Source organism: Curtobacterium sp. MCBD17_034 (assembly GCF_003234515.1).
Classification (GTDB): Bacteria; Actinomycetota; Actinomycetes; order Actinomycetales; family Microbacteriaceae; genus Curtobacterium.
Genome location: NZ_QKTN01000004.1, coordinates 53,867 through 79,193 on the forward strand (window position 1 = coordinate 53,867; position 25,327 = coordinate 79,193).

General features: G+C 71.9%; 23 protein-coding genes. 21 read left to right on the forward strand and 2 right to left on the reverse strand.

What is annotated here, in order from left to right:
- The first annotated feature begins 26 nt into the window (after window positions 1-26).
- Both DEI92_RS08940 and DEI92_RS08945 read left to right on the forward strand, forming a co-directional pair.
- The gene (locus tag DEI92_RS08940; protein WP_111009166.1) at window positions 27-530 is read left to right on the forward strand and encodes a hypothetical protein; all 504 of its coding nucleotides are present in this window, start codon (window positions 27-29) and stop codon (window positions 528-530) included.
- 2 nt (window positions 531-532) lie between these two features.
- On the forward strand, window positions 533-1,486 hold the full coding sequence (locus tag DEI92_RS08945) for a bifunctional riboflavin kinase/FAD synthetase (protein ID WP_111009364.1): 954 nt from the start codon (window positions 533-535) through the stop codon (window positions 1,484-1,486).
- Window positions 1,487-1,559: 73 nt separating this feature from the next.
- Here the strand turns inward: DEI92_RS08945 and DEI92_RS08950 are convergent, their stop codons facing one another.
- Together DEI92_RS08950 and DEI92_RS08955 are read right to left on the reverse strand one after the other, a co-directional pair.
- Window positions 1,560-2,792: a DUF349 domain-containing protein gene (locus tag DEI92_RS08950; protein WP_181434787.1), complete on the reverse strand. Its 1,233-nt coding sequence runs from the start codon at window positions 2,790-2,792 to the stop codon at window positions 1,560-1,562.
- A gap of 170 nt (window positions 2,793-2,962) precedes the next feature.
- Window positions 2,963-3,796, reverse strand: coding sequence for a peptidylprolyl isomerase (locus tag DEI92_RS08955; protein WP_111013247.1), 834 nt, complete (start codon window positions 3,794-3,796; stop codon window positions 2,963-2,965).
- 149 nt (window positions 3,797-3,945) lie between these two features.
- On the opposite strand from DEI92_RS08955, the gene DEI92_RS08960 reads away from it, so the two are divergent.
- The 19 genes from DEI92_RS08960 (at window position 3,946) to gmk (ending at window position 25,313) form a co-directional block, all read left to right on the forward strand.
- The gene (locus DEI92_RS08960) at window positions 3,946-5,307 is read left to right on the forward strand and encodes a replication-associated recombination protein A (protein ID WP_111009363.1); all 1,362 of its coding nucleotides are present in this window, start codon (window positions 3,946-3,948) and stop codon (window positions 5,305-5,307) included.
- Window positions 5,308-5,564: 257 nt separating this feature from the next.
- Entirely contained in the window at window positions 5,565-6,194 is a 630-nt protein-coding gene (rpsD, locus tag DEI92_RS08965) for a 30S ribosomal protein S4 (RefSeq protein ID WP_111009163.1), read from the forward strand.
- Between the two features lie 117 nt (window positions 6,195-6,311).
- Complete coding sequence (locus DEI92_RS08970; protein WP_111009162.1) at window positions 6,312-6,506, forward strand: hypothetical protein; 195 nt, start codon at window positions 6,312-6,314, stop codon at window positions 6,504-6,506.
- 84 nt (window positions 6,507-6,590) lie between these two features.
- The gene (gene alaS, locus DEI92_RS08975) at window positions 6,591-9,248 is read left to right on the forward strand and encodes an alanine--tRNA ligase (RefSeq protein ID WP_111013248.1); all 2,658 of its coding nucleotides are present in this window, start codon (window positions 6,591-6,593) and stop codon (window positions 9,246-9,248) included.
- A gap of 5 nt (window positions 9,249-9,253) precedes the next feature.
- Window positions 9,254-9,697: a Holliday junction resolvase RuvX gene (gene ruvX, locus DEI92_RS08980; protein WP_181434789.1), complete on the forward strand. Its 444-nt coding sequence runs from the start codon at window positions 9,254-9,256 to the stop codon at window positions 9,695-9,697.
- 55 nt (window positions 9,698-9,752) lie between these two features.
- Window positions 9,753-11,264 carry an endolytic transglycosylase MltG gene (mltG, locus tag DEI92_RS08985; RefSeq protein WP_258370146.1) on the forward strand — a complete coding sequence of 504 codons (1,512 nt, stop codon included), beginning with the start codon at window positions 9,753-9,755 and terminating at the stop codon, window positions 11,262-11,264.
- A gap of 45 nt (window positions 11,265-11,309) precedes the next feature.
- Window positions 11,310-12,542, forward strand: a complete 1,233-nt coding sequence (gene aroC / locus DEI92_RS08990) for a chorismate synthase (RefSeq protein WP_111013249.1) — start codon at window positions 11,310-11,312, stop codon at window positions 12,540-12,542.
- A gap of 77 nt (window positions 12,543-12,619) precedes the next feature.
- A complete protein-coding gene (locus DEI92_RS08995) occupies window positions 12,620-13,177 on the forward strand; it encodes a shikimate kinase (RefSeq protein WP_111013387.1) in 558 nt (185 codons plus the stop codon).
- Window positions 13,174-14,274 carry a 3-dehydroquinate synthase gene (gene aroB / locus DEI92_RS09000; RefSeq protein WP_258368474.1) on the forward strand — a complete coding sequence of 367 codons (1,101 nt, stop codon included), beginning with the start codon at window positions 13,174-13,176 and terminating at the stop codon, window positions 14,272-14,274. The genes DEI92_RS08995 and aroB overlap by 4 nt, the downstream gene beginning before the upstream one ends.
- Before the next feature lie 114 nt (window positions 14,275-14,388).
- Window positions 14,389-14,952, forward strand: a complete 564-nt coding sequence (efp, locus tag DEI92_RS09005) for an elongation factor P (protein WP_111009159.1) — start codon at window positions 14,389-14,391, stop codon at window positions 14,950-14,952.
- A gap of 12 nt (window positions 14,953-14,964) precedes the next feature.
- Window positions 14,965-15,438: a transcription antitermination factor NusB gene (nusB, locus tag DEI92_RS09010; protein ID WP_111013250.1), complete on the forward strand. Its 474-nt coding sequence runs from the start codon at window positions 14,965-14,967 to the stop codon at window positions 15,436-15,438.
- A gap of 57 nt (window positions 15,439-15,495) precedes the next feature.
- Complete coding sequence (gene pyrR, locus DEI92_RS09015) at window positions 15,496-16,056, forward strand: bifunctional pyr operon transcriptional regulator/uracil phosphoribosyltransferase PyrR (protein WP_181434791.1); 561 nt, start codon at window positions 15,496-15,498, stop codon at window positions 16,054-16,056.
- The gene (locus DEI92_RS09020) at window positions 16,053-17,045 is read left to right on the forward strand and encodes an aspartate carbamoyltransferase catalytic subunit (protein ID WP_111013251.1); all 993 of its coding nucleotides are present in this window, start codon (window positions 16,053-16,055) and stop codon (window positions 17,043-17,045) included. Before pyrR ends, DEI92_RS09020 begins: the two co-directional genes overlap by 4 nt.
- Window positions 17,042-18,403 carry a dihydroorotase gene (locus tag DEI92_RS09025; protein WP_111013252.1) on the forward strand — a complete coding sequence of 454 codons (1,362 nt, stop codon included), beginning with the start codon at window positions 17,042-17,044 and terminating at the stop codon, window positions 18,401-18,403. The genes DEI92_RS09020 and DEI92_RS09025 overlap by 4 nt, the downstream gene beginning before the upstream one ends.
- On the forward strand, window positions 18,400-18,951 hold the full coding sequence (locus DEI92_RS09030; protein WP_111013253.1) for a hypothetical protein: 552 nt from the start codon (window positions 18,400-18,402) through the stop codon (window positions 18,949-18,951). Before DEI92_RS09025 ends, DEI92_RS09030 begins: the two co-directional genes overlap by 4 nt.
- On the forward strand, window positions 18,948-20,189 hold the full coding sequence (gene carA, locus DEI92_RS09035; protein ID WP_111013254.1) for a glutamine-hydrolyzing carbamoyl-phosphate synthase small subunit: 1,242 nt from the start codon (window positions 18,948-18,950) through the stop codon (window positions 20,187-20,189). Before DEI92_RS09030 ends, carA begins: the two co-directional genes overlap by 4 nt.
- Window positions 20,189-23,461 (forward strand): carbamoyl-phosphate synthase large subunit, encoded by a 3,273-nt coding sequence (carB, locus tag DEI92_RS09040; RefSeq protein WP_111013255.1) that lies wholly within the window; start codon window positions 20,189-20,191, stop codon window positions 23,459-23,461. Before carA ends, carB begins: the two co-directional genes overlap by 1 nt.
- The gene (gene pyrF / locus DEI92_RS09045; protein WP_111013256.1) at window positions 23,458-24,369 is read left to right on the forward strand and encodes an orotidine-5'-phosphate decarboxylase; all 912 of its coding nucleotides are present in this window, start codon (window positions 23,458-23,460) and stop codon (window positions 24,367-24,369) included. The genes carB and pyrF overlap by 4 nt, the downstream gene beginning before the upstream one ends.
- Window positions 24,366-25,313, forward strand: coding sequence for a guanylate kinase (gene gmk / locus DEI92_RS09050; protein ID WP_111013257.1), 948 nt, complete (start codon window positions 24,366-24,368; stop codon window positions 25,311-25,313). The genes pyrF and gmk overlap by 4 nt, the downstream gene beginning before the upstream one ends.
- Window positions 25,314-25,327 lie beyond the last annotated feature (14 nt).

The window sequence follows — 25,327 nt, forward strand, 5'->3', positions numbered from 1 at the left end:
GCCTCCCGGCCGCTAGAATCGGGGCGATGCCGACCAAGTCCTCTCGCGCGACCGGCATCGGTCGCGTCCTCATCGCCGTCTACGGCATCCTCGCCCTCGCAGCGACCGGACGCAGCGTCGTGCAGATCATCGAGAAGTTCCACCACGCGCCGTTCGCCTACACGTTGAGTGCCCTGTCCGCCGTGGTCTACATCGTCGCGATGGTCGCGCTCATCGCCCCGGGCCGCACCTGGTACCGCGTCGCTTGGGTGACGATCGGGTTCGAGATGGTCGGGGTCGTCGTCATCGGGTTCCTGTCGCTGTTCGACCACGCCCTGTTCCCCGACGACACCGTGTGGTCGGGCTTCGGAGCCGGGTACTACTGGGTGCCCCTCGTCCTGCCGGTCGCCGGGCTGTGGTGGTTGCGGACCCACCACCGTGCCGCTGTGCAGGCCATCGCGGCGGACCCGCCGTCGTCGCGCGTCGCGCCCGAGCCGGACGCGGAGCGGGCCGCGGCCGGTCGTGCCGACGCCGCGACCTCGGGGGAGTGACGATGCAGTACTTCGCCGACCTCGCCGAGGTCCCGGCGGGCTTCGGTCCGAGCGCGGTCACGATCGGCAAGTTCGACGGCGTCCACGTCGGGCACCGCGCCGTCATCGCGCAGCTCGAGGACGCCGCGCGTGAACACGACCTCGTGTCCACCGTCGTGACCTTCGACCGTCACCCGCTGTCGGTGCTCGATCCCGGGCACGTGCCACCGGCGCTCACGAGCATCCGGCAGCGGCGCGAGCTGCTCGAGGCGGCCGGGGTGGACGCGACCCTCTTGCTGCCGTTCGACCAGTCCCTGCAGTCGCTGCCCGCCGCCGAGTTCGTCGCGCGCGTCCTCGTGGGTGCCCTCCACGCACGGGTCGTGCTCGTCGGGAGCGACTTCCGGTTCGGCGCCCGCGGTGCCGGCGACGTCGACCTGCTCCGGCGCCTCGGCGAGCAGCACGGGTTCTCCGTCCGGTTGATCGATGACGTGGACCTCGTCGACGACGGCCGGTCCGCGGGGGAACGGCGCGTCTCGTCGACCTGGATCCGCGAGCTGCTGTCCGTCGGTCGCGTCGCGGAGGCCGCGCGGCTGCTCGGCCGCGACCACGCCGTGCGGAGCACGGTCGTGCACGGCAACGAGCGCGGGCGCGAGATGGGCTACCCGACCGCCAACCTCGATCCCGACTGCGAGGGGTTCGTGCCCGCGGACGGCGTGTACGCCGCGCGGGTGCTGCATCGGGGCCGGACCTACCCGGCCGCGGTCTCCGTCGGGAACAACCCGACGTTCGAGGGCGTCCCCGAGAAGCAGATCGAAGCGCACCTGCTCGACGTCGACATCGACCTGTACGACGACGTCATCACGGTGATGTTCGTCGCCTACGTGCGCGGCATGGTCGCGTTCGACGGCATGGACGCGCTCGCGGCGCAGATGCGGCAGGACGACCGCGAGATCCGGGTGATCCTCGGCGTCGACTAGCTGCTGGGTCGACCAGCGGCCGGCGGCCGGCGGCGCGACCCGGGCACGTCCGACGAGCGGGTCGCCGACGACGTCACGATCCCAGTGCGTCCAGCCAGATCCTCCTGGCGTCCAGGGCCTCCTGCGCGGCCTTGATCCGAGCGGTGTCGCCCGAGGCCTCAGCGTCGTTCAGCTCGGCCTGGAGCTTGCCGATGGCGTCCTCGAGCTGGCTCGCGAGCCCGGCGGACCGGGCCTTGCGCTCGGGGTCCGACTCGCGCCAGTGCTCGTCCTCGAGCCCGCGGACGTGCGACTCGATCGCACGCATGCGGTCCTCGACACTGCGGACGCGGTCGCGCGGCACGCGACCGATCTCGTCCCACCGGCGCTGGACGTCGGTCAGGCGTCGGCGTGCCGCGACCCGGTCGGTCTCCTGCAGCAGGGGCTCGGCCTCGGTCAGCAGCGCGAGCTTCGCGTCGAGGTTCGCCGTGTACTCCTCGGACTCGCGGGCGACCTCGTCGTGCTTCTGCGCGAAGAGGACGTCACCCGCCGCCTTGAACCGGCTCCACAGTGCGTCGTCGTACCGCTTGCCCGCGCGGCCGGCGTGCTTCCAGTCCTCGAGCAGTTGGCGGTACGCGGGGATGCCGTCCGAGCCGCGGGTCGCGAGCGCCTCGGCCTGGTCGACGAGCTCCTGCTTGCGGGACCGTGCCTCGCGGTGCTGCGCGTCGAGGTCGGCGTAGAAGGCACGGCGGTGCTGGTCGACGGTGGAACGGGCGGTGCGGAACCGCTTCCACAGCTCGTTGCCCTCGTTCTTCGGGATCCGTGGACCATCGTGCTGGTGCCGCTGCCACCGGGCGAAGACGTCGTCGAGCTGCGTGGTGATCTGCTTCCACTGCGCCCGTGCCGGATCCACCGCCGCCAGTGCCTCGGCTTCCTCGACGAGGCCCCGTCGGTACGCCAGCGCGTCGGTCAGGGCCTGCTCGGCCTGTTCGGCCTGCTCGCGACCGAGGGAGCCGACCTGCTCGCCGAGGACGTCCACGCGCCGCTCGAGGGCCTGGATGTCGCCGACCACCCGAGCGTCGGCGAGCGCCGTGCGGAGGTGCTCGACCGTCCGGCCGATGTCCGACGCCGAAGCGCCGCGCTGCGCGCGCTGCTCGGCGATCCGCACCTGACCCTCGAGGTCGGCGTACTTCCGGGCGTAGTAGGCGAGGGCTTCCTCCGGGGCGGCGTCGGGGTACTCACCGACCGCACGCTCGCCGTCGCCGTACCGGACGTACACCGTCCCGGTCTCGTCGACTCGCCCCCAGCTCGTTGCTTCGTCAGGTCCCACAGGTCTCGCCTCGATCGTGGTCGTGCTCGCCGACGTCACCGTCGGCCGGTCAGGACGCCAGCCTATTGCACGGGCTGTGATGGCGACGGGTCACTTGCCAGGGGCGTGGGCGGCCGGTGGCGGCGGCACCTCCGACACCGGACCAACCGTTCCGCCGAGGAGGCCGTGGGTCACCGCTCGATGGCGATGGTCGCGCCCGTGATGGTCGTGGGGACGTTCGGTGCACCGGTACCGTCGCTGCCAGCGGTGCCGATCCCCTTCGACGTGATCGTCTTCCGGAGACGGGGGAGCCCCGCGGTCACCTTGCCGACGACCGTGTAGCCGCCGGTCGAGCCGTCGAGGTGCGTGTCGCCGTAGGTGATGAAGAACTGCGTGTTCTGGGAGTACTGCGAGCTGCTCCTGGCCATGGCGATCGTGCCGGTCGGGTAGTCGCCGTCCGCGGGGACGTTCTCGAGCGGTCCGTACTCGAACCCGGCGTCCCCGGTGCCGTCGCCGTTGGCGGAGCCGCACTGGATGAACTGTGCCCCCTTCGTGACGCTGAGCCGGTGGCAGGACGTGCCGTCGTAGAACTGCTTGCGGATGAGGTCGACCAGGACGCTCGTCGACTGGGGTGCCGCCTTCCCGTCGAGTTCGATGTCCAACGTGACCGTCTTGTTGAGCGTGAGCCTGCCGGTCCAGGTCGAGGCCTTCGCGATGGACGCGCTCGGCACGTTCCCGGTGTCCGCCGCGGTGGCGCTGGCGGACGGGGTCGGCGTGCTCGTGGCGGACGCCGACGCCGACGCCGACGCCGATGCCGATGCTGATGCGGAGGCCGTCGCCCGCCCGTCGTGCACGAGCTGTGAGCCCGTGGCGAGTGCCGCGACGACGACGAGTGCCACGAGTGCGACGAGGTCGTCCCGCCGCCGCCTCCGGCGTCGCCGGTCGTGGAGGCCCTGGCGCGCCTGGTACAGACGGAGGCGGTCGCGCGCCTCCCTGGCATCCCTGCCCTGGTTCCTCGGTGCCACGTGTCCTCCGCCCTGGTCCCGCGTCCCGGCCGCCCCGGTGCCAGGGAGGATCGTAGTGGACGACCCGATGACCGATCGCCGCGGCCAGCGGTGGTGGCGTCCTCCCGGTCCCGCGCATCGTGTCGGTGCCGCCGCTTACCATGGGGGACATGGCAGCGGACCGGTCGGTGACGGGCGTGCAGAGCGCGCCGGGCGTCGGTCAGGGCGCGGCGCCGCTCGCCGTGCGCATGCGGCCGACGAGCCTCGACGAGGTCGCCGGGCAGGGGCACCTGCTCGGGCGCGGATCACCACTCGTGTCCCTGGCGTCCGGAGCGGACGACCGTCCCGGTGGCGTCTCGGTCATCCTCTGGGGTCCACCGGGCACCGGCAAGACCACCATCGCGCAGGCCATCGCCCGTTCTTCCGGTCGGGCCTTCGTCGAATTGAGCGCCGTCACCGCAGGCGTCAAGGACGTGCGTGAGGTGATGGAGCGCGCCCTCGCCCACCGCGATCTCTACGGCTCGACCACCGTCCTGTTCCTCGACGAGATCCACCGGTTCAGCAAGGCCCAGCAGGACGCCCTGCTGCCGGGGGTCGAGAACGGCTGGGTCGTCCTCATCGCCGCGACGACCGAGAACCCCTCGTTCTCGGTCATCGCGCCCCTGCTCTCCCGGTCGTTGCTCCTGACACTGCGCCCGCTGTCCGACGCGGACCTCGGGACCCTGGTCGACCGCGCCGTGGAGGATCCTCGTGGACTGGCCGGGACCGTCGTCCTCGGTGACGAGGCCCGTGCGGCGCTCGTCCGACTCGCCTCGGGGGACGCCCGCCGTGCCCTGACCGCCCTCGAGGCGGCCGCGCAGTCGGCGATCGCGGCGTCGGACGACCACGAGACCGTGCCCGTCGTCACGGCCGAGACGATCGCGGCCGCGGTGGACCGCGCGCTCCTGCGGTACGACCGGCAGGGGGACGAGCACTACGACGTCATCAGCGCGTTCATCAAGTCGATCCGTGGCAGCGACGTCGATGCCGCGTTGCACTACCTGGCCCGCATGATCGAGGCGGGCGAGGACCCGCGGTTCATCGCGCGCCGGGTGATCATCTCGGCGTCCGAGGACATCGGGATGGCCGATCCCCAGGCGCTCCCGATCGCGGTCGCCGCAGCCCAGGCCGTGCAGCTGATCGGGATGCCCGAGGGCCGCATCCCCCTCGCCGAGGCGGTGGTCTACCTCGCCACCGCACCCAAGTCGAACGCCGCGTACACCGGCATCGACGCGGCGATCGCCGATGTCCGGGCGGGCCGGATGGGAGTCGTCCCCACCCACCTGCGCGACGCGCACTACCCCGGTGCGAAGCGGCTCGGCCACGGCAAGGGGTACGTCTACGCGCACGACGCCGAGCACGGGGTTGCGCGACAGCAGTACCTCCCCGACGTCCTCGAGGGCACCGAGTACTACAGCCCCACGACGAACGGGAACGAGCGCGAGGTCGGACCGCGACTCGACCGACTGCGGCGCATCATCCGCGGATCCTGACACGGACGGCCTCGCTGCTTCCGACGGCCGCGGCCGCCCTGCTATGCTGTTCGTGCCCACGTCCGGGTCCTCGCGTGCGGCTGCGTCGAGGACCGCAGTGACCGCGGTTCGGACTGTAGCCGTCCGATCCCACAGGCTCATCCCTCTGGATCCCGTCACGGGCGGTCCGATCCGCGTCAGCGGAGCTCCGCAGGTGATCGTCGTGTGCGCACGGCGGGGCCACCGTGATCCGTTCGTTCAGTACAGAAAAGGACCCTGTGTCTACCAAGTCACGTTCCCGCAGCAAGACCCGCCTGTCGCGCGCGCTCGGCATCCCGCTGACGCCGAAGGCGGCCCGTTACCTCGAGAAGCGCCCCTACGGGCCGGGTGAGCACGGTCGCACCCGCCGCAAGGCCGACAGCGACTACGCCGTCCGCCTCCGTGAGAAGCAGCGTCTGCGTGCCCAGTACGGCATCCGCGAGAAGCAGCTCCGCATCGTCTTCGAAGAGGCCCGCAAGTCGAAGGGCCTGACGGGTGAGAGCCTCGTCGAGCTCCTCGAGGAGCGTCTCGACGCGCTCGTCCTCCGCGCCGGCTTCGCCCGGACCACCGCGCAGGCACGCCAGCTCGTCGTGCACCGCCACATCCTGGTCGACGGCAAGCTCGTCGACCGTCCCTCGTTCCGCGTCAAGCCGGGGCAGCTGATCCACGTCAAGCAGCGCTCCGAGTCGCTCGAGCCGTTCCAGGTCGCCGCCGCCGGTGGTCACCTGGACGTCCTCCCGAAGGTGCCCGGGTACCTCGAGGTCGAGATCGACAAGCTCCAGGCCCGCCTCGTGCGTCGCCCGAAGCGCGCCGAGGTCCCCGTGACCTGCGAGGTCCAGCTGGTCGTCGAGTACTACGCCGCCCGCTGATCCACAGCACCACCGCCGAGGGCGGGTCGTCCACAGCGGACGGCCCGCCCTCCGGCGTTCCGGCGGACCGCACTAAGCTGGGCAGGGCACGCCTGCGGGTGTGGGAGGGAGCCGGACGTGAAGCAGCTGTTCTTCGTCGCCGTCGGTCTCGTGGTGGGGTTCGTCCTCGCGCGACGGGTCGACCGGTCGCAGGCTGCCCAGCGCCCCGTGGTCCGGGCCGGATCGGCGGCGAAGGCCTTCGCATCCGCCGTCGCCGATGGCTACCGCTCGCGCGAGGCCGAGTTGCGGGCACGCCCCGGCGACCACGCCTGACCCCATCGGTGCGGCCGGCCCCGGTCTCCGCCCGGGGGCGCCTTCCGTCACCCCGCCAGTCCACCGTCACGACCAGGAAGCACCATGCAGACCGCTGACATCCGCCGCCGCTGGCTCGAGTACTTCGGGGACCGTGGCCACACCGTCGTCCCCTCCGCCTCGCTCGTGTCGGACGACCCCTCGCTGCTGTTCACCGTCGCGGGGATGGTCCCGTTCATCCCGTACCTGTCCGGTCTGGTGCCGGCGCCGTTCCCCAGGGCCACGAGCGTGCAGAAGTGCATCCGCACGAACGACATCGAAGAGGTCGGGCGGACGCCGCGGCACGGCACGTTCTTCCAGATGAACGGGAACTTCTCGTTCGGCGACTACTTCAAGGAGCAGGCGATCACGTACGCGTGGGAGCTGCTCACGTCGAACGAGTCGGACGGGGGTCTCGGGTTCGACCCGAAGGACCTCTGGGTCACCGTGTACAAGGACGACGACGAGGCCATCCGGTACTGGAAGCAGATCGCCGGGCTGCCGGACGAGCGCATCCAGCGGCTCGACAAGGACACGAACTACTGGTCGACCGGTCAACCCGGCCCGGCGGGCCCCTGCTCCGAGATCTTCTTCGACCGCGGTCCTGCCTACGGCGCCGACGGCGGCCCCGCGACCGACGACGACCGCTACGTCGAGATCTGGAACCTCGTGTTCATGCAGTACCAGATCCAGGACGTCCGCTCGAAGTACGACTTCGAGATCGTCGGGGAGCTCCCGAGCAAGAACATCGACACGGGCATGGGTCTCGAGCGCGTCGCCTTCCTCAAGCAGGGCGTCGACAACATGTACGAGATCGACCAGGTCCGCCCGGTGCTCGACCGCGCCGCGGAGCTCTCCGGTCGTCGGTACGGCGCCGACCACGGTGACGACGTCCGCATGCGCGTCATCGCGGACCACGTCCGGTCGTCGCTGATGCTCATGTCGGACGGTGTCCAGCCGTCGAACGAGGGCCGCGGGTACATCCTCCGGCGGCTGCTCCGGCGTTCGGTCCGCGCGATGCGACTCCTCGGGGTCCAGGACGCCACCTTCCCGGAGCTCTTCCCGGCGTCCCGCGACGCCATGAAGGCCGCGTACCCCGAGGTCCACGACGACTTCGACCGCATCGCGCGGCTCGCCTTCGCCGAGGAGGACGCGTTCCTCCGCACGCTCGAGCAGGGCACGACCATCCTCGACGTCGCCGTCGACCGCGCCAAGCAGGACGGGGGTGCCCCGATCGGCGGCGACACCGCGTTCCTCCTGCACGACACGTTCGGGTTCCCGATCGACCTCACGCTCGAGATGGCCGAGGAGGCCGGCCTGCGTGTCGACCGCGCGGCGTTCGACACCCTCATGGCGGACCAGCGTGCTCGTGCCAAGGCCGACGCCAAGAGCAAGAAGCGCGCGCTGGCGGACCTCAGCGTCTACAGCGCCTTCCGTGCCCAGGGCGAGACCGTGTTCACGGGGTACGACACCCTCGAGACCGAGACCCGTGTGCTCGGGATCATCGTCGACGGCCGGGGCGTGGACCGCGCGGTGGCGGGCGACATCGCCGAGATCGTCCTCGCCGAGACCTCGCTGTACGCGGAGTCGGGCGGACAGGACGCCGACCAGGGATCGATCGTCGGCAACGGTTTCGACCTCGAGGTGCTCGATGTGCAGAAGCCGGTCGCGGACCTGTACAGCCACACGGTGCAGGTGCGGTCGGGCGAGGTCGGGGTCGGTGACGCCGCGACCACGGTGGTCGACGCCGAGTACCGGCGCGGTGCGACCCAGGCCCACTCCGCGACGCACCTGGTGAACGCGGCACTGCGCGAGATCCTCGGGCCCGACGCGCTGCAGGCCGGCTCGTACAACAAGGCCGGGTACATGCGGCTCGACTTCTCGTGGAGCCAGCCCGTGTCCCTCGCGACACGGACCGAGATCGAGGACGTCGTGAACGGCGCCATCCGGTCCGACCTCGACGTCACGACCCGTGTCCTGCCGCTCGACGAGGCGAAGGCGCTCGGGGCGCAGGCACTCTTCGGCGAGAAGTACGGGTCCGAGGTCCGGATGGTCGACATCGGCGGACCCTGGTCGCGCGAGCTGTGTGGTGGCACGCACGTGGCGTCGAGCGCCCAGGTCGGGCTCGTCAACCTCGTGGGCGAGAGCAGCGTCGGGTCGACGAACCGCCGTGTCGAGGCGCTCGTCGGGCTCGAGGGTTTCCGCGACCTCGCCGTCGAGCGGACCATCGTGTCGCAGCTGTCGAGCTCGTTGAAGGCGCCGCGCGAGGACCTCCCCGCCCGTGTCGCCGGACTGATGGCCGACCTCAAGAGCGCCGAGAAGCGGATCGCCGAGTTCGAGTCGGCGAACCTGCAGCAGCGCGTCCCGGGCATCGCTCGGACCGCTGGCAAGGTCGGCGACACCACCGTCGTCGCGCAGACGGTCGAGGGCCTGAACTCGTCGGACGACCTCCGGTCCCTCGCGACCGCCGTGCGCGGGCAGCTCGGCACGGACGCGGCCGTCGTCGTGCTCGGTGCGGTCGTGAACGGCAAACCGGCCGTCATCGTCGCCACCAACGACGCCGCTCGACAGCACGGCGTCCAGGCGGGCCCCCTCGCGAAGGAGGCCGCCGGCGTCCTCGGCGGGGGCGGCGGCGGCAAGCCGGACCTCGCCCAGGGCGGCGGCACCGACGTGGCGGCGCTCCCCGCAGCGCTCCGCGCGGTCACCGATCGTCTCGGCGCCTGACCGGCGTGCGCACCGGGAGGCGCCTCGGCGTCGACGTCGGACGGGCGCGCATCGGGGTGGCGGTGTCGGACCGCGACGGCCTGCTCGCCACCCCGGTCGAGACCGTCCGTCGCGATGACCGGCGAGACGTGCCCCGGATCCTCGAGCTCGCGGCGGAGTACGACGCGATCGAGGTGATCGTCGGGCTCCCGTTGTCGCTGTCCGGGGACGACACCCCGTCGACCACGGACGCGCGGGCCTTCGCCGCACGGATCGCGACCCGGGTCCCGGTGCGCCTCGTGGACGAACGGCTGTCGACCGTGAGCGCCCAGCGGGGCATGCGCGAGGTGGGCCGGGACAGCCGGAGATCGCGAGCCGTCATCGATCAAGCCGCCGCTGTTATCATTCTGCAACATGCGCTCGACCGAGAGCGCTCGGGAGGCACTCCGCCGGGGTCACTGATCCCGTGACTCGTGCGAGAGCGACCCGATCCGAGCAACACCGACCCGAGGAACATCGAGCAGCGTGGCAGACGACCTTGATTGGCGTGCGATCATCGCGCCCGGCGACGATGCCGACCAGCAGCGTGACGACCGCGCCGTCGGGGCCGCCGACGACCGGGCACCTTCCGCTCCGGACCGCGCCGGAGCTCCGCTCGGACCCAGCGCCGCCGATGCTCGTCCTCCCCACCTGACCCGCCGCGCAGCTCGAGAGGCCGCGGCCCGGGCCGACCGCAGCAGCGGGGGCGACGACGTCGTCACCGACCCACAGGACCACCACCACAGCGACGTCCGTGCGCTGTTCGGCCACCACAACGACGAGAACGCCGACCGAGACGCGCCCGGCCGGGCCGAGCAGGATGCCGCCGCGGTCGCCGTCGGAGCCGCGGCGGGGCGCGACGGGGGAGTCGGCGACGGGCGTCGCTCCGGGCGTCGCGGTGGGGCCTCCCGGCGTCCGCAGCCGCCGCGCCGCCGTCGCTCGCGGGGCGCGGTCGTCGCGGGCATCGTGATCGTCGCCATCGTGCTCGCGGGGGGTGCCGGCGCCACCCTGTTCGTGGTGCCCAAGGTCCAGTCGGTCGTCGCGAGCCTGACGAAGAAGCAGGAACCCACCGACTACACGGGGAGCGGCACGGGCAAGGTGACGGTCACCATCAAGGAGGGTGACATCGGCAGCGACGTCGCGAAGACCCTGCACCGGAGCGGTGTCGTCAAGACCTCGACCGCGTTCTACCAGCTCCTCCTCACCAAGCAGGACGTCCAGTTCCAGCCGGGTTCGTACCAGCTCAAGCACCACATGAGCGCGAAGGCGGCCCTCGCGGCACTGCAGGACAGCGCGAACAAGGTGACCGCGACCGTCCTGATCCCCGAGGGCGCGGTGCTCAAGGACGTCGAGGCGTCACTCGTGAGCAAGGCCGGCCTCACGCAGGCGTCGGTGACCGCCGCCGCCGCGGACGTCTCGGGTTACGGCCTCCCTGCGGGCGTGACGAGCCTCGAGGGCTACCTGTTCCCCGCCACGTACCCGATCAACCCGTCGTGGACGGCAACGCAGTACTTCCAGTCGATGGTCGACACCATGAACCAGCACCTCGACGACGCGGGGGTGCCGGTGGCCGAACGCGCGCACGTCGTGACGTTCGCCTCGGTCGTGCAGAAGGAAGCCGGACTCGCCGCCGACTACCCGAAGGTGGCCCGGGTGTTCCAGAACCGCATCGACCAGGGCATGCCGCTCCAGTCGGACGCGACGGTCGCGTACGGCACCGGGCACACGGACCGGGTGACCACGACCGACGCCGAACGCGCGGACGCGGGCAACCCGTACAACACGTACCAGCACAAGGGGCTCCCGCCCGGTCCGATCTCGAACCCGGGCGACATCGCCATCAACGCGGTCATGCATCCCGCGGCCGGCAGCTGGCTGTACTTCGTGACGGTCGACCTGCAGACCGGAGCGACCGTGTTCTCGACGACCTACGCGGAACACGAGGCCGCGGTCGCCCAGTGGCAGGCGTGGATGAAGGCCCACCCCGACTACAAGTGATCCCGGGCGGCGGCCGGCCGTTCGGGCTGTGGGAGGATGGACACCATGCTTCGCTGGTTGACCGCAGGTGAGTCCCACGGACCCGAACTCATCGCCGTGCTCGAGGGGCTGCCGGCCGGCGTCCCGGTGTCGTACGAGCAGATCCGCGCCGACCTCGCGCGCCGCAAGCTCGGGTACGGTCGTGGTTCCCGCATGAAGTTCGAGCAGGACGAGCTGCACATCTCGAGTGGTGTCCGCCACGGGTCCTCCCTCGGCAGCCCGATCGCGATCCGCGTCGGGAACACCGAGTGGCCCAAGTGGGTCGAGGTGATGAACGCCGAGCCGGTCGAGACGACGGACGCCTCCCGCGGTCGCAACGCGCCGCTCACCCGACCCCGACCGGGCCACGCCGACCTCGTGGGCATGCAGAAGTACGCGTTCGACGAGGCGCGTCCGATCCTCGAGCGCGCGTCGGCGCGCGAGACCGCGGCGCGAGTCGCACTCGGCGCCGTCGCCAAGTCGTTCCTGGCGGAACTCGGCATCACGTCGGTGAGCCACACGCTGCAGGTCGGCACGGTGCGGGTACCGGACGACGCGCCGCTGCCCGTGCCCACGGACGTCGACCGGCTCGACGACGACCAGCTGCGGTGCTTGGACGCCGCCACGAGCGCGCGCATGGTCACCGAGGTCGAGGCCGCCAAGAAGGACGGCGACACGCTCGGCGGCGTCGTGGAGGTGCTGTTCTACGGTCTCCCGCCGGGGCTCGGGTCGCACGTGCAGTGGGACCGGCGTCTCGACGCCCGGCTCGCCGCCGCGGTCATGGGCATCCAGGCGATCAAGGGCGTCGAGGTCGGGGACGGCTTCGCGACGGCGGCGCGGCGGGGTTCCGCGGCCCACGACGAGCTGTTCCAGGCCGACGGCGAGATCTACCGCACGTCCGATCGCGCCGGCGGCACCGAGGGCGGCATGTCCACGGGCACGGTCCTCCGCGTCCGTGCCGGGATGAAGCCGATCGCGACGGTGCCCCACGCGCTGCACACGGTCGACGTCGCGACCGGCGAGGACGCCTCGGCGCACCACCAGCGCTCGGACGTCTGTGCCGTACCGGCCGCGGGCGTCGTCGCCGAGGCGATGGTGGCGCTCGTCCTGGCCGACGCCGTGCTCGAGAAGTTCGGCGGCGACTCCGTCGGCGAGACCAAGCGGAACCTCGACGCGTACCTCGCGGCGATCCCGGCGTCGTTGCGGACGCGTGGCGTGACGTCGTCCGCCGACGTTCAGCAGCCCACACCGTCCCTGTGAGCGCGACGCCGCCGGGCTCCGGACCGTCGGGCGTCGCTCGCCACGACGACACGTGGACCCGGTCGCATCGGCTGGCGGTGCCCGTGGTGCTCATCGGTCCGATGGGCGCAGGCAAGTCGACCGTGGGCAAGCGCGCGGCGAAGGCGCTCGGCGTGCCCTTCACCGACACGGACCGTGAGATCGTGCGGGGACACGGACCCATCGACCGCATCTTCGCCGAACGCGGCGAGGCGGCGTTCCGCGACCTCGAGCGGGCCGCGGTCGACGCCGCGCTCGACACGGGCGGCGTCGTGGCGGTGGGTGGCGGCGCCGTCACGCACGCCGCCACCCGCGCGGCCATCGCGACGTGCCGGGTGGTGCTGCTCACCGTCTCGGCCGACGCCGTCGCCGAGCGCATCGTCGGGACCGACCGCCCGCTCCTGGCCGTCGGCGGCATCGACGCGTGGACCGCGATCGCGGATGCGCGCGCAGCGACGTACGCGTCCCTCGCGCACGTGGTCGTGGACACCTCACGGCGTCCGATGAGCCGCGTGGTCGACGACGTCGTCGCCTGGGTCCGCGCCGCCGAGACACCAGGACCAGCATCGGCACCAGTGGCGGCCGCCGGCGCGCCGGCACCAGAGGAGGAACCATGACGACGAGCACGGCGCTGCCGGACGGCACGACGCAGATCCGGGTGGGCGGGGACGACGGGTACGTCGTGGCCGTCGGGCACGGTCTCCTCGAGGCGGTGCCGACGGTCCTGCCGCGCGGCGTCGCGAAGGTGCTCATCGTGCACGCTGCGCCGCTCGCGGAGCAGGCCGAGGTGCTCCGCGCGCGTCTCGTCGACGCCGGTCTGGAGGCCCTCATCGCCGAGGTGCCCGACGCGGAGTCCGCCAAGCGGGTCGAGGTCGCGGCCTTCTGCTGGCAGATCCTCGGGCAGGCCGACTTCACGCGGACGGACGCCGTGGTGGGGCTCGGGGGTGGTGCGGTCACCGACCTCGCCGGGTTCGTGGCCGCGACGTGGCTCCGCGGGGTCGCGCTCGTGCAGGTGCCGACGAGCGTGCTCGGCATGGTCGACGCGAGCGTCGGCGGCAAGACGGGGATCAACACGAACGAGGGCAAGAACCTCGTCGGTGCCTTCTACGCGCCCCGCGCCGTCGTCGTCGACCTCGACCTGGCCACGACGCTGCCGAGGAACGAGATCCTCACGGGCTTCGCCGAGATCGTGAAGGCCGGGTTCATCGCCGTGCCCGAGATCCTCGACACGATCGAGCGCGACGTCGACCGCGTCACCGATCCGACCACCCCGGAGTTCCGTCGCGTGGTCGAGCTCGCGATCGACCTCAAGGCGCGGGTGGTCTCGTCGGACTTCACCGAGCAGGGCAAGCGCGAGATCCTGAACTACGGGCACACGCTCGGGCACGCCATCGAGCACGCGGAGCGCTACCAGTGGCGGCACGGAGCTGCGGTCGCCGTGGGCATGGTGTTCGCGGCCGAACTCGCGCGGCTGACCGGTCACCTGGACGACGCGACGGTGGACCGCCACCGGACCGTGCTCGAGTCGCTCTCGTTGCCGACGACCTACCCCCTCGGCCGATGGGAGGGCCTGCTCGCGACGATGCGCCGCGACAAGAAGGCACGGGCCGGCATGCTGCGGTTCATCGTGCTGGACGGCCTCGCGAAGCCGATCGTGCTCGAGGGGCCGGAACCGGCCCTCCTGTTCACCGCCTACCAGGAGGTCGGGGTCTAGCCCCTCCTCCCGGGGCGGCCCGGAGGGGCACCGGGTCGGCTCCGCTACACTTGTCCGAGGCCTCCGGCCACCCGACGAACACCACCATCTCAACATCGAACGGAACACACGCGCATGGCGAGCACCACGGACATCAAGAACGGCGCCGTTCTCAACATGGACGGCCAGCTCTGGTCCGTCATCGAGTTCCAGCACGTCAAGCCGGGCAAGGGCGGCGCGTTCGTCCGCACCAAGATGAAGAACGTCACGTCCGGCAAGGTCGTCGACCGCACGTTCAACGCGGGGGCGAAGCTCGAGTTCGCGACGGTGGACCGACGCGACTTCCAGTACCTGTACACGGATGGCGACGGCTACGTGTTCATGGACACCGACACCTACGACCAGGTCACGATCCCGAGCGAGATCGTCGGTGACGCCAAGAACTTCCTGCTCGAGTCGTCGATGGCCACCATCGCGATGAACGAGGGCAACCCGCTGTACGTCGAGCTCCCCGCCAGCGTGGTGCTCGAGGTCACGTACACCGAGCCGGGCCTCCAGGGCGACCGCTCGACGGGCGGCACGAAGCCCGCCACCGTCGAGACCGGCTACCAGATCCAGGTGCCGCTCTTCCTCGAGACCGGCACGAAGGTCAAGGTCGACACCCGCACGGGTGACTACCTCGGCCGCGTCAACGACTGAGGCGGGGGTTCGATGAGCGCCCGTTCGAAGGCGCGGAAACGCGCACTCGACATGCTCTACGTCGCCGAGGTCCGCGGCCTGCCCATCGCCGAGGTCCTCGCGACCGAGACCGTCCGCCACCTCGACCAGCCCGAGCGGGCCTCGAGCTGGGACTACGCACGCCAGATCGTCACGGGAGTGGACGACGACCGCGCGGAGATCGACCGGATCATCGTGGACCACGCCCAGGGCTGGACGATCGCGCGGATGCCCGTGCTCGACCGCTGCATCCTCCGCATGGGGGTGTGGGAGATCCGCTGGAACGACGAGGTCCCCGACGCGGTCGCGATCGCCGAGGCCGTCGAACTCGCCCAGTCGCTGTCCACCGACGACTCCGCAGGCTTCGTCAACGGGGTCCTCGGGGCGGTCGCCGGCCGCGCGCGGGCACGGACGGCCACGACGGCCGACGACGCCGGTGCGGTGGCGGAGCCCGATCCGGGTCGGTAGGGTTGCTGGCGATCGAGTCCTTTAATGCCGTCCTGTGAGGCGGGGAAGGAGGTCGGCATGGGCGCCCGCACGGTGCTGCAGTCCGCTGACATCACGCGCGCTATGACGCGCATCGCCCACGAGGTCCTCGAGGCGAACCACGGCGGCTCGGACCTCGTCCTGCTCGGCATCCCGACGCGCGGCGCCGTCCTCGCCGAGCGCCTCGCACGGGTGCTCGAGTCGATCGAGACGGGCGCCGGCACGGTCGGCACCCTCGACGTCACCATGCACCGTGACGACCTCGGCAGGGGCATCGGTCGCGCGCCGCACCGGACCGTCATCCCGGCGAGCGGCATCGACGGCAAGGTCGTCGTGCTCGTCGACGACGTGCTCTACAGCGGCCGGACCGTGCGCGCCGCGCTCGACGCGCTGCAGACGATCGGGAGGCCCAGGGCCGTCCGCCTCGCCGTCCTGGTGGACCGGGGGCACCGGGAACTCCCGATCCGGGCCGACCACGTGGGCAAGAACCTGCCGACCGCGGCGGACGAGCGCATCTCGCTCCACCTCGCCGAGACCGACGGTGTCGACGAGGTCGTCATCGAGGGTGCCCGGACCGCGCCCGAGGTCACCGTCCGATGAGGCACCTGCTGTCCACCCGGGACCTCCCGCGTGCCGAGGCCATCGAGGTGCTCGACGTCGCCGAGGAGATGGCCGACACCGGCACCCGCGAGGTCCGCAAGCTCCCGGCGCTCCGCGGCAAGACCGTCGTGAACCTGTTCTTCGAGGACTCCACCCGGACGCGCATCTCGTTCGAGGCGGCCGCCAAGCGACTGTCCGCCGACGTCATCAACTTCGCGGCGAAGGGATCGAGCGTCTCGAAGGGGGAGTCGCTCAAGGACACCGTGCAGACGCTCGGAGCGATGGGGGTCGACGGCATCGTCATCCGTCACGGGGCGTCGGGCGCCCCGCGCGTGCTCGCCGACAGCGCCTGGGTCGACGCGGCCGTCGTGAACGCCGGGGACGGCACCCACGAGCACCCGACACAGGCCCTCCTCGACGCGTTCACCATGCGCCGTCGGATCCACGGCGCCGACTCGCGGGGCCGGGACCTCGACGGGGTGCGGGTCCTCATCGTCGGCGACGTGCTGCACTCCCGGGTCGCCCGCTCGAACGCGTGGCTGCTCCGCACGCTCGGTGCGCACGTGACCTTCGCGGCACCGCCCACGCTCCTGCCGGTCACGCCACGGCCGTTCGGTGCCGCGGTGCACCACGACCTCGACGCCGCGCTGGCGGAGGCCCCGGACGTCGTCATGATGCTCCGGGTGCAGCAGGAGCGCATGCACGACGCGTTCTTCCCGAACCCCCGCGAGTACACCCGGCACTACGGCCTCACCGCGGGACGCTTCGCGGCGCTGCCGGATCGGACCATCGTCATGCACCCCGGGCCGATGAACCGCGGTCTCGAGATCGCGGGCATCGCGGCCGACGACCCCCGGTCGACCGTCGTCGAGCAGGTCGCGAACGGTGTGTCGGTCCGGATGGCCGTGCTCTACCTCTGCCTCACCGGAGGGGACCGCACGGGTGCCCCGACGACGAGCACCCCGACCGCCGAGGAGGCGACGGCATGACGACCACCCACCTGATCCGCGGCGGCACCCTCGCCGACGGAACCCGAGCCGACGTCCTCCTGCGCGCTGGCCGCATCGCGGAGGTCGGCCCGCGCGTGGACGCAGGGTCGGCGCAGGTCGTGGACGCCGACGGCCTGCTCGTCCTGCCCGGGCTCGTCGACCTGCACACGCACCTCCGCGAGCCGGGCTTCGAGGAGTCCGAGACGGTCCTGACCGGGTCGCGCGCGGCGGCCGTCGGTGGGTTCACCGCGGTCAACGCCATGGCGAACTCCTCGCCCGTCGCCGACACCGCCGGTGTGGTGGAGCAGGTGCAGGCGCTCGGCGACGCCGCCGGCTACGTGACCGTCCGCCCGATCGGGGCCGTGTCCCAGGGGCTCCAGGGCGCGCAGCTGTCCGAGATCGGCGCGATGGCGACCTCCCGAGCGCGGGTGCGGGTGTTCTCCGACGACGGCTCGTGCGTCTCGGACCCGCTCCTCATGCGTCGGGCGCTCGAGTACATCACGGGCTTCGGCGGCGTCCTGGCGCAGCACGCCCAGGAACCGCGTCTGACGATCGGCGCGCAGATGAACGAGGGCGCGCTCTCGTCCGAGCTCGGGCTCGCCGGGTGGCCCGCGGTCGCCGAGGAGGCGATCATCGCCCGCGACGTCCTCCTCGCGGACCACGTCGGCGCGCGTCTGCACGTCTGCCACGTGTCGACCGCCGGCAGCGTCGAGGTCATCCGGTGGGCGAAGTCCCGCGGGATCGCCGTGACGGCCGAGGTCACACCGCACCACCTCCTCCTCACCGAGGACCTCATCGCCGGGGGCCCGGACGGCGTCGACGGCTACGACGCCCGGTACAAGGTGAACCCGCCGCTGCGCCGTCGCGAGGACGTCGAGGCGCTGCGATCCGCGCTGGCCGACGGCACGATCGACATCGTGGCCACCGACCACGCTCCGCACACCGACGAGGCGAAGTGCTGCGAGTGGCCGGCCGCGGCGAACGGCATGGTCGGGCTCGAGTCGGCGCTCAGCGTCGTGCACGAGTCCGTGGTCGCCACGGGTGGTCTCGACTGGGCGGACGTGACGCGTGTGTTGTCCTCGGCGCCCGCGCGGATCGGGCAGGTGGCCGGCCAGGGGCAGGCGATCACGGCGGGCGCACCGGCCGAGGTACTGCTCTACGACCCCGCAGCGTCGCGGACGTTCCAGCGGCAGGACCTGGCGGGCCAGTCGACGAACTCCCCGTACCTCGGCATGCGCCTGCCCGGACGGGTGGTGGCGACGTTCCACCACGGCTCCGCGACGGTCCTCGACGGCCGTGCGGTCGACGCCGAGCGCGTCGCGGCAGCGGCGCGCGCCGCGACGGCGGTGTCGGCATGACCTGGTCCACGGAGGCCGTGATCCTCCTCGTGATCGTCGCGCTGCTCGTCGTGATGGCGCGGACGTGGCGGCGGCGAGGACGCGGGCAGGACGCGGTCGTGCCTCCCGGCCCGGTGCCCCCGGGACTGCACACGGCGCTCGGCTCCTGGGACGGCCTGTACGTGGCGACGACCCGCGCCGATCAGCCGCTCGAGCGGATCGTCGGCGGAGGCCTCGGGTTCCGTGGGCGCGCCGCGCTCAGGGTCCACGACGAGGGCGTCGTGCTCTCGATCGCCGGCGAACCCGAGCGGTTCGTGGATCGTCGTGCAGTCCGCGGGGCGGACCGCGCCACCTGGACGATCGACCGCGTCGTCGAGCGCGGCGGACTCGTCCGACTGCGATGGCGGGCGACCGGCGCCGCAGGTGCGACGGACCTCGACAGCTACTTCCGGTTCCCCTCGGGTGATGCGGCTCCGCTCGCGGCCCTGCGGGAACTGACCCAGACGACCAGCCCGGTGACGGGCGAGCGAGGCCCGGCCACGGGCGACGGAGGAGAACCGACACGATGACAACACGCGAACGGGCACTGCTCGTCCTCGAGGACGGCACCCGCTACGAGGGCTGGGCCTACGGCGCCCGCGGCCGCACGCTCGGCGAGGTCGTGTTCGCCACCGGCATGACGGGGTACCAGGAGACCCTGACGGACCCGTCGTACGCCGGCCAGATCGTCGTGCAGACGGCACCGCACATCGGCAACACGGGTGTGAACGACGAGGACCCCGAGTCCGGTCGGATCTGGGTGGCGGGCTACGTGGTGCGGGACCCGAGCCGCATCGTGTCGAACCACCGCGCGAACGCGAGCCTCGACGACCACCTCGAGCGTGACGGCATCGTCGGGATCTCCGGTATCGACACGCGCGCGGTCACCCGCCGGATCCGCGACGCCGGGGCCATGAAGGGCGGCGTGTTCAGCGGCGCGGACGCGGACCTCGGACCCGACGAGCAGCTCCGTGTCGTGCGCGAGCAGACCGACATGACGGGCCAGAACCTCTCCGCGGCCGTCTCGACCCGCGAGGAGTACGTGCTCGAGCCGGAGGGCGACCGCATCGGGACCCTCGCGGTGCTCGACCTCGGGGTGAAGACGTCGACTCTGCGGTACCTGGCGGCGCGCGGGTTCGAGGTCCACGTGCTGCCGCAGGACGTCTCGATCGACCGGCTGCGCGAACTCGACCCCGACGCCCTGTTCTACTCGAACGGCCCCGGCGACCCGGCGGCCTCGGACGCGCAGGTCGAGCTCCTCCGTGAGACCCTGCGTGACGGCCGGCCGTTCTTCGGTATCTGCTTCGGCAACCAGCTGCTCGGTCGGGCGCTCGGGTTCGGGACGTACAAGCTCCCGTTCGGGCACCGCGGCATCAACCAGCCCGTCCTCGACGCGACGACCGGGCGGGTCGAGATCACGAGCCAGAACCACGGCTTCGCGGTGGACGCACCCGTCGGCGAGGTGCTCGAGTCGCCGATCGGCTTCGGACGGGTCGAGGTGAGCCACTTCAGCCTCAACGACAACGTCGTCGAGGGCCTGCGCGCGCTCGACATCCCCGCGTTCAGCGTGCAGTACCACCCCGAGGCCGCGGCGGGCCCGCACGACAGCATGTACCTGTTCGACCGGTTCCGGGACATGGTGATCGCCCGGCGCGAGGGGCGTCCGCTCGACGCCGCCACGGCCGCCGCCACCACGCCCGCCGCCGACCCGACGCACGACCGGCCGAGCGACAGCTCGGCCACCACGACCGGAAGCAGCAACGACTGATGCCCAAGCGCCCCGACATCACATCCGTCCTCGTCATCGGCTCCGGGCCGATCGTCATCGGGCAGGCCGCCGAGTTCGACTACTCCGGCACCCAGGCGTGCCGCGTCCTGCGCGCCGAGGGCGTCCGGGTCGTCCTCGTCAACCCCAACCCGGCGACGATCATGACCGACCCGGACTTCGCCGACGCCACGTACATCGAGCCGATCACGAACGACTCGCTCGAGGAGATCATCAAGATCGAGCGCCCGGACGCCGTGCTCCCGACGCTCGGCGGACAGACGGCGCTCAACGCCGCGATCGCGCTCGACGAGGCCGGCATCCTCGAGCGCTACGGCGTCGAGCTCATCGGCGCCAAGGTCGACGCGATCCAGCGCGGTGAGGACCGGCAGCTCTTCAAGCAGCTCGTGCTCGAGTCCGGTGCCGACGTGGCCCGGAGCCACATCGCCCACACCGTCGACGAGGCCAAGGCGTTCGCGCTCGATCTCGGCTACCCGCTCGTCATCCGCCCGTCCTTCACGATGGGTGGTCTCGGTTCCGGGTTCGCCTACACCGAGGACGAGCTCGTCCGCATGGTGGGGGACGGCCTCCACGCGAGTCCCACGACCGAGGTCCTGCTCGAGGAGTCGATCCTCGGCTGGAAGGAGTACGAGCTCGAGCTCATGCGCGACCACGCCGACAACACGGTGGTCGTCTGCTCGATCGAGAACGTCGACCCCGTCGGCGTGCACACCGGCGACTCCATCACCGTCGCGCCCGCCCTGACGCTGACCGACCGCGAGTTCCAGAACCTGCGGAACATCGGCATCGACATCATCCGTCGGGTCGGGGTCGACACTGGCGGCTGCAACATCCAGTTCGCGGTCGACCCGGCGACCGGCCGGGTCATCGTGATCGAGATGAACCCGCGGGTGTCCCGCTCGAGCGCGCTCGCGTCGAAGGCGACCGGGTTCCCGATCGCGAAGATCGCGGCGAAGCTCGCCATCGGGTACCGCCTCGACGAGATCCCGAACGACATCACCCAGAAGACGCCGGCGAGCTTCGAGCCGACGCTCGACTACGTCGTGGTCAAGGTGCCGCGGTTCGCGTTCGAGAAGTTCCCCGCGGCCGACGCGACGCTCACGACGACGATGAAGAGCGTCGGCGAGGCCATGGCGATCGGACGCAACTACGCGCAGGCACTGCAGAAGGCGCTGCGCAGCCTCGAGAAGCGCGGATCGAGCTTCCACTGGCCGGCGGAGCCGGGCGACAAGGACGTCCTGCTCGCGGCCTCCCGGGTGCCGACCGACGGTCGCATCGTGACGGTGCAGCAGGCGCTCCTCGCGGGTGCCACGGCGGGGGAGGTCTTCGCGGCGACGGGGATCGACCCGTGGTTCGTCGACCAGATCGTGCTCATCAACGAGGTCGCTGCCGAGGTCCGCGGGGCGTCGACGCTCGACGCGGACACGGTCCGGTGGGCCAAGCAGCACGGCTTCAGCGACGCCCAGATCGCGGAGCTCCGCGGGACCGACGAGCAGTCCGTGCGGGCGACCCGCCACGAGCTCGGGATCCGCCCCGTGTTCAAGACGGTCGACACCTGCGCCGGGGAGTTCCCGGCCCTGACGCCGTACCACTACTCGAGCTACGACGCCGAGACAGAGGTCGCGCCGAGCGACCGCAAGAAGGTCGTCATCCTCGGTTCCGGTCCGAACCGGATCGGGCAGGGCGTCGAGTTCGACTACTCGTGCGTGCACGCGTCCTTCGCACTCGCGGCCGCCGGCTTCGAGACGATCATGGTGAACTGCAACCCCGAGACCGTGTCGACCGACTACGACACCTCGGACCGCCTCTACTTCGAGCCGTTGACCGCCGAGGACGTCCTCGAGGTCATCGAGGCCGAGGCGGCGTCGGGCGAGCTGGTCGGCGTCGTCGTGCAGCTCGGCGGGCAGACCGCGCTCGGGCTCGCGAAGCCGCTCGAGGCCGCCGGCATCCCGATCCTCGGCACGAGCCCGCGGTCGATCGACCTGGCCGAGGAGCGGGGGCTGTTCTCCGGCATCCTCGACGAGGCCGGGCTGGTGGCTCCGCGGAACGGCACGGCGCACGACCTCGAGAGCGCGACCGCCGTGGCCGAGGAGATCGGCTACCCCGTGCTCGTCCGTCCGTCGTTCGTCCTCGGTGGTCGCGGCATGGAGATCGTGTACGACAGCCCCTCGCTCGTCGACTACTTCGACCGCGTCGCCGACCAGGCGATCATCGGCCCGGATCTGCCCTTGCTCGTGGACCGGTTCCTGGACGACGCCGTGGAGATCGACGTCGACGCGTTGTTCGACGGCCAGCGGCTCTACATCGGCGGCGTGATGGAGCACATCGAGGAGGCCGGGATCCACTCCGGCGACTCGAGCTGCACCCTGCCGCCGGTGGGGCTCGGTCGTGCCGAGATCGACGCGGTGCGGGCGGCGACCGAGCGGATCGCCCGCGGGGTCGGCGTGGCAGGTCTCCTCAACGTGCAGTTCGCGATCGCGGCCGGTGTGCTCCACGTCATCGAGGCGAACCCCCGTGCGAGCCGGACCGTCCCCTTCGTGTCGAAGGCGCTCGGCATCCCGCTGGCCAAGGCGGCGGCGCGCGTCATGACCGGCAGCTCGATCGACGACCTCGTCGCCGAGGGTCTCCTCCCCGAGCGTGACGGCTCGGTCGTCCCGATGGAGGCCCCGATCGCGGTCAAGGAGGCCGTGCTGCCCTTCCGCCGGTTCCGGACCCGCGACGGCCAGGTCGTGGACAGCGTGCTCAGCCCCGAGATGCGGTCCACCGGCGAGGTCATGGGCATCGACCGCGACTTCCCGCGGGCGTTCCTCAAGAGCCAGATCGCCGCGTACGGCGGTCTGCCCACCTCGGGCACGGTGTTCGTCAGCGTCGCGGACACGGACAAGCGGGCCATCGTCCTGCCGGTGCACCGCCTCCAGCAGCTCGGGTTCACGATCATCGCGACCGAGGGCACCGCCGAGATCCTGCGCCGCAACGGGATCGACGTCCGCGTGGTCGGCAAGTACAGCCAGGGTGGCGAGAACGTCGTCGACCTCCTGGCCCGCGACGAGGTCGACATCGTCATCAACACGCCGAGCGGGGCGGCCGGTCGCGCGGACGGGTACGAGATCCGCGCCGCGACCGTGGCGGCGGACAAGCCGCTCTTCACGACCATCGCGCAGCTCGGTGCGGCGGTCGCGGCGATCGAGACGATCGGCACCCCGCACAGCGTGCGCAGCCTCCAGGACTACGCCCTCGAGCGGGCGACTTGGTGACCGCCGAGGCGACCGCTCCGTCGGCTCGGACGGGAGGCGCGACACGGTTCGGTGCGCGCCTCCGGTCCGCCATGGGGGAGCGGTCGCCGCTGTGCGTCGGGATCGACCCGCATGCCGCGACGCTCCGCGCCTGGGGACTCCCGCGGAACGAGGCCGGTCTGACCGCGTTCGGCGCGGTGCTCGTCGACGCCGCCGTGGGCCGCGCCGCCGCGGTGAAGCCCCAGGTCGCGTTCTTCGAGGTCGCCGGCGCCGCCGGCTACCGGGCGCTCGAGGCCACGGTCCGGCGCGCACGGGACGCCGGCCTCCTCGTCATCGCGGACGCGAAACGCGGGGACATCGGGTCGACGGGGGACGACTACGCCGCCGCGTGGCTCGACCCCTCCTCGCCGCTCGCGTCCGACGCCCTGACGGTGTCCCCGTACCTCGGGTTCGGCGCCCTCGCCGGGACGCTCGACGTCGCGGCGGCGGCGGGGGCGGGCGTGTTCGTCCTCGCCGCCACGAGCAACCCCGAGGGCCGGGTCCTGCAGACCGCCGTGGTGCAGGAGGGGCCCCGTTCCGGGTCGTCCGTCGCCGCCGGTATCGTTCTGGACGTGGCAGACGAGAACCGACGCAGGGCAGGGGAGCACACGGGCGGGCCGGGGGAGCTCGGCTCGGTCGGACTGGTCATCGGCGCGACGCTCGACCTCGCCGACTTCGGTCTCCGCACGGACGCCGTGGGGTCGGCACCGGTGCTCGCGCCGGGGTTCGGCGCGCAGGGGGCCCGGATCGAGGACCTCCGGGAGCGCTTCGGCGCCGTCGCCGACCAGGTCCTCGTGAACGAGTCGCGTGGCCTGCTGGCGTCCGGTCCGGACGGGGTCCAGGACGAGGTCGCCGCGCGCGTCGACCGCATCGCGGCGGCGCTCGCGTGAACGCGGACGGCGCGGACAACGAGGACGTCCCCCCGGGCGGGGCGTCCGGCCCTCGCGGGTCCCGGCCGCCCGAGGTCGACCGCGCCGCGGCCGCCCGGGCCGCCGTCGCCGCACGCCGGGCGCGGGCAGCCGTGAAGGCCGACGTGGCCTCCGGTGCCCGGTCCGGGCTCGACGTCGCGCGGGCTGCCTGGGGGAGCGACGCGGCCACCGCGGAGCAGTCGCTCCGCGTCCGCGACCTCCTGACGAGCCTCCCGGGCATCGGTCCGGCGCGTGCCGAGAGCGTCATGGCCACGCTCCGCATCGCACCGACGAAGCGGCTGGGCGGCCTCGGCACGCGGCAGCGCGGGGAACTCGCGGACTGGCTGGCGTCGCGGTCCGGTCGTCGCCGACGCGCCTCGCGGCTCGTCGTGCTCGCCGGGCCCACCGCGGTCGGCAAGGGCACGGTCTCGGCGTACATCCGGGAACACCACCCGGAGGTGCTCCTCAGCGTCTCCGCGACGACCCGGGCACCGCGCCCGGGCGAGGTCGACGGCGTCCACTACTACTTCGTCGACGACGTCGAGTTCGACCGGATGGTCCGCGAGCGCGAACTCCTGGAGTGGGCGACGGTCCACAACTCCTACCGGTACGGCACGCCCCGACCGCCCATCGACCGCGCGCTCGACCAGGGGCGCAACGTGCTGCTCGAGATCGACCTGCAGGGTGCGCGGCAGGTCCGGGCCGCGATGCCCGAGGCGCTCCTGGTGTTCCTGCTCCCGCCGACGTGGGAGGAACTCGTCCGGCGGCTCATCGGGCGGGGGACCGAGAGCCCCGCGGAGCAGCAACGGCGGCTCGACACGGCGAAGGTCGAGCTCGCCGCCCAGGACGAGTTCGACGTCCGGATCGTGAACTCGGATGTCCGTACCGCTGCGCAGGAGGTCGTAGACTTGTTCTCCGCGCCGTGACCCGGCGCTCGTCA

What these genes read in the sequence shown, in the direction of transcription:
- DEI92_RS08940 (WP_111009166.1), top strand. Translation starts at nt 27, where the DNA reads ATGCCGACCAAGTCCTCTCGCGCGACCGGCATCGGTCGCGTCCTCATC.
- DEI92_RS08945 (WP_111009364.1), top strand. Translation starts at nt 533, where the DNA reads ATGCAGTACTTCGCCGACCTCGCCGAGGTCCCGGCGGGCTTCGGTCCG.
- DEI92_RS08960 (WP_111009363.1), top strand. Translation starts at nt 3,946, where the DNA reads ATGGCAGCGGACCGGTCGGTGACGGGCGTGCAGAGCGCGCCGGGCGTC.
- alaS (WP_111013248.1), top strand. Translation starts at nt 6,591, where the DNA reads ATGCAGACCGCTGACATCCGCCGCCGCTGGCTCGAGTACTTCGGGGAC.
- aroC (WP_111013249.1), top strand. Translation starts at nt 11,310, where the DNA reads ATGCTTCGCTGGTTGACCGCAGGTGAGTCCCACGGACCCGAACTCATC.
- aroB (WP_258368474.1), top strand. Translation starts at nt 13,174, where the DNA reads ATGACGACGAGCACGGCGCTGCCGGACGGCACGACGCAGATCCGGGTG.
- efp (WP_111009159.1), top strand. Translation starts at nt 14,389, where the DNA reads ATGGCGAGCACCACGGACATCAAGAACGGCGCCGTTCTCAACATGGAC.
- nusB (WP_111013250.1), top strand. Translation starts at nt 14,965, where the DNA reads ATGAGCGCCCGTTCGAAGGCGCGGAAACGCGCACTCGACATGCTCTAC.
- pyrR (WP_181434791.1), top strand. Translation starts at nt 15,496, where the DNA reads ATGGGCGCCCGCACGGTGCTGCAGTCCGCTGACATCACGCGCGCTATG.
- DEI92_RS09020 (WP_111013251.1), top strand. Translation starts at nt 16,053, where the DNA reads ATGAGGCACCTGCTGTCCACCCGGGACCTCCCGCGTGCCGAGGCCATC.
- DEI92_RS09025 (WP_111013252.1), top strand. Translation starts at nt 17,042, where the DNA reads ATGACGACCACCCACCTGATCCGCGGCGGCACCCTCGCCGACGGAACC.
- DEI92_RS09030 (WP_111013253.1), top strand. Translation starts at nt 18,400, where the DNA reads ATGACCTGGTCCACGGAGGCCGTGATCCTCCTCGTGATCGTCGCGCTG.
- carA (WP_111013254.1), top strand. Translation starts at nt 18,948, where the DNA reads ATGACAACACGCGAACGGGCACTGCTCGTCCTCGAGGACGGCACCCGC.
- carB (WP_111013255.1), top strand. Translation starts at nt 20,189, where the DNA reads ATGCCCAAGCGCCCCGACATCACATCCGTCCTCGTCATCGGCTCCGGG.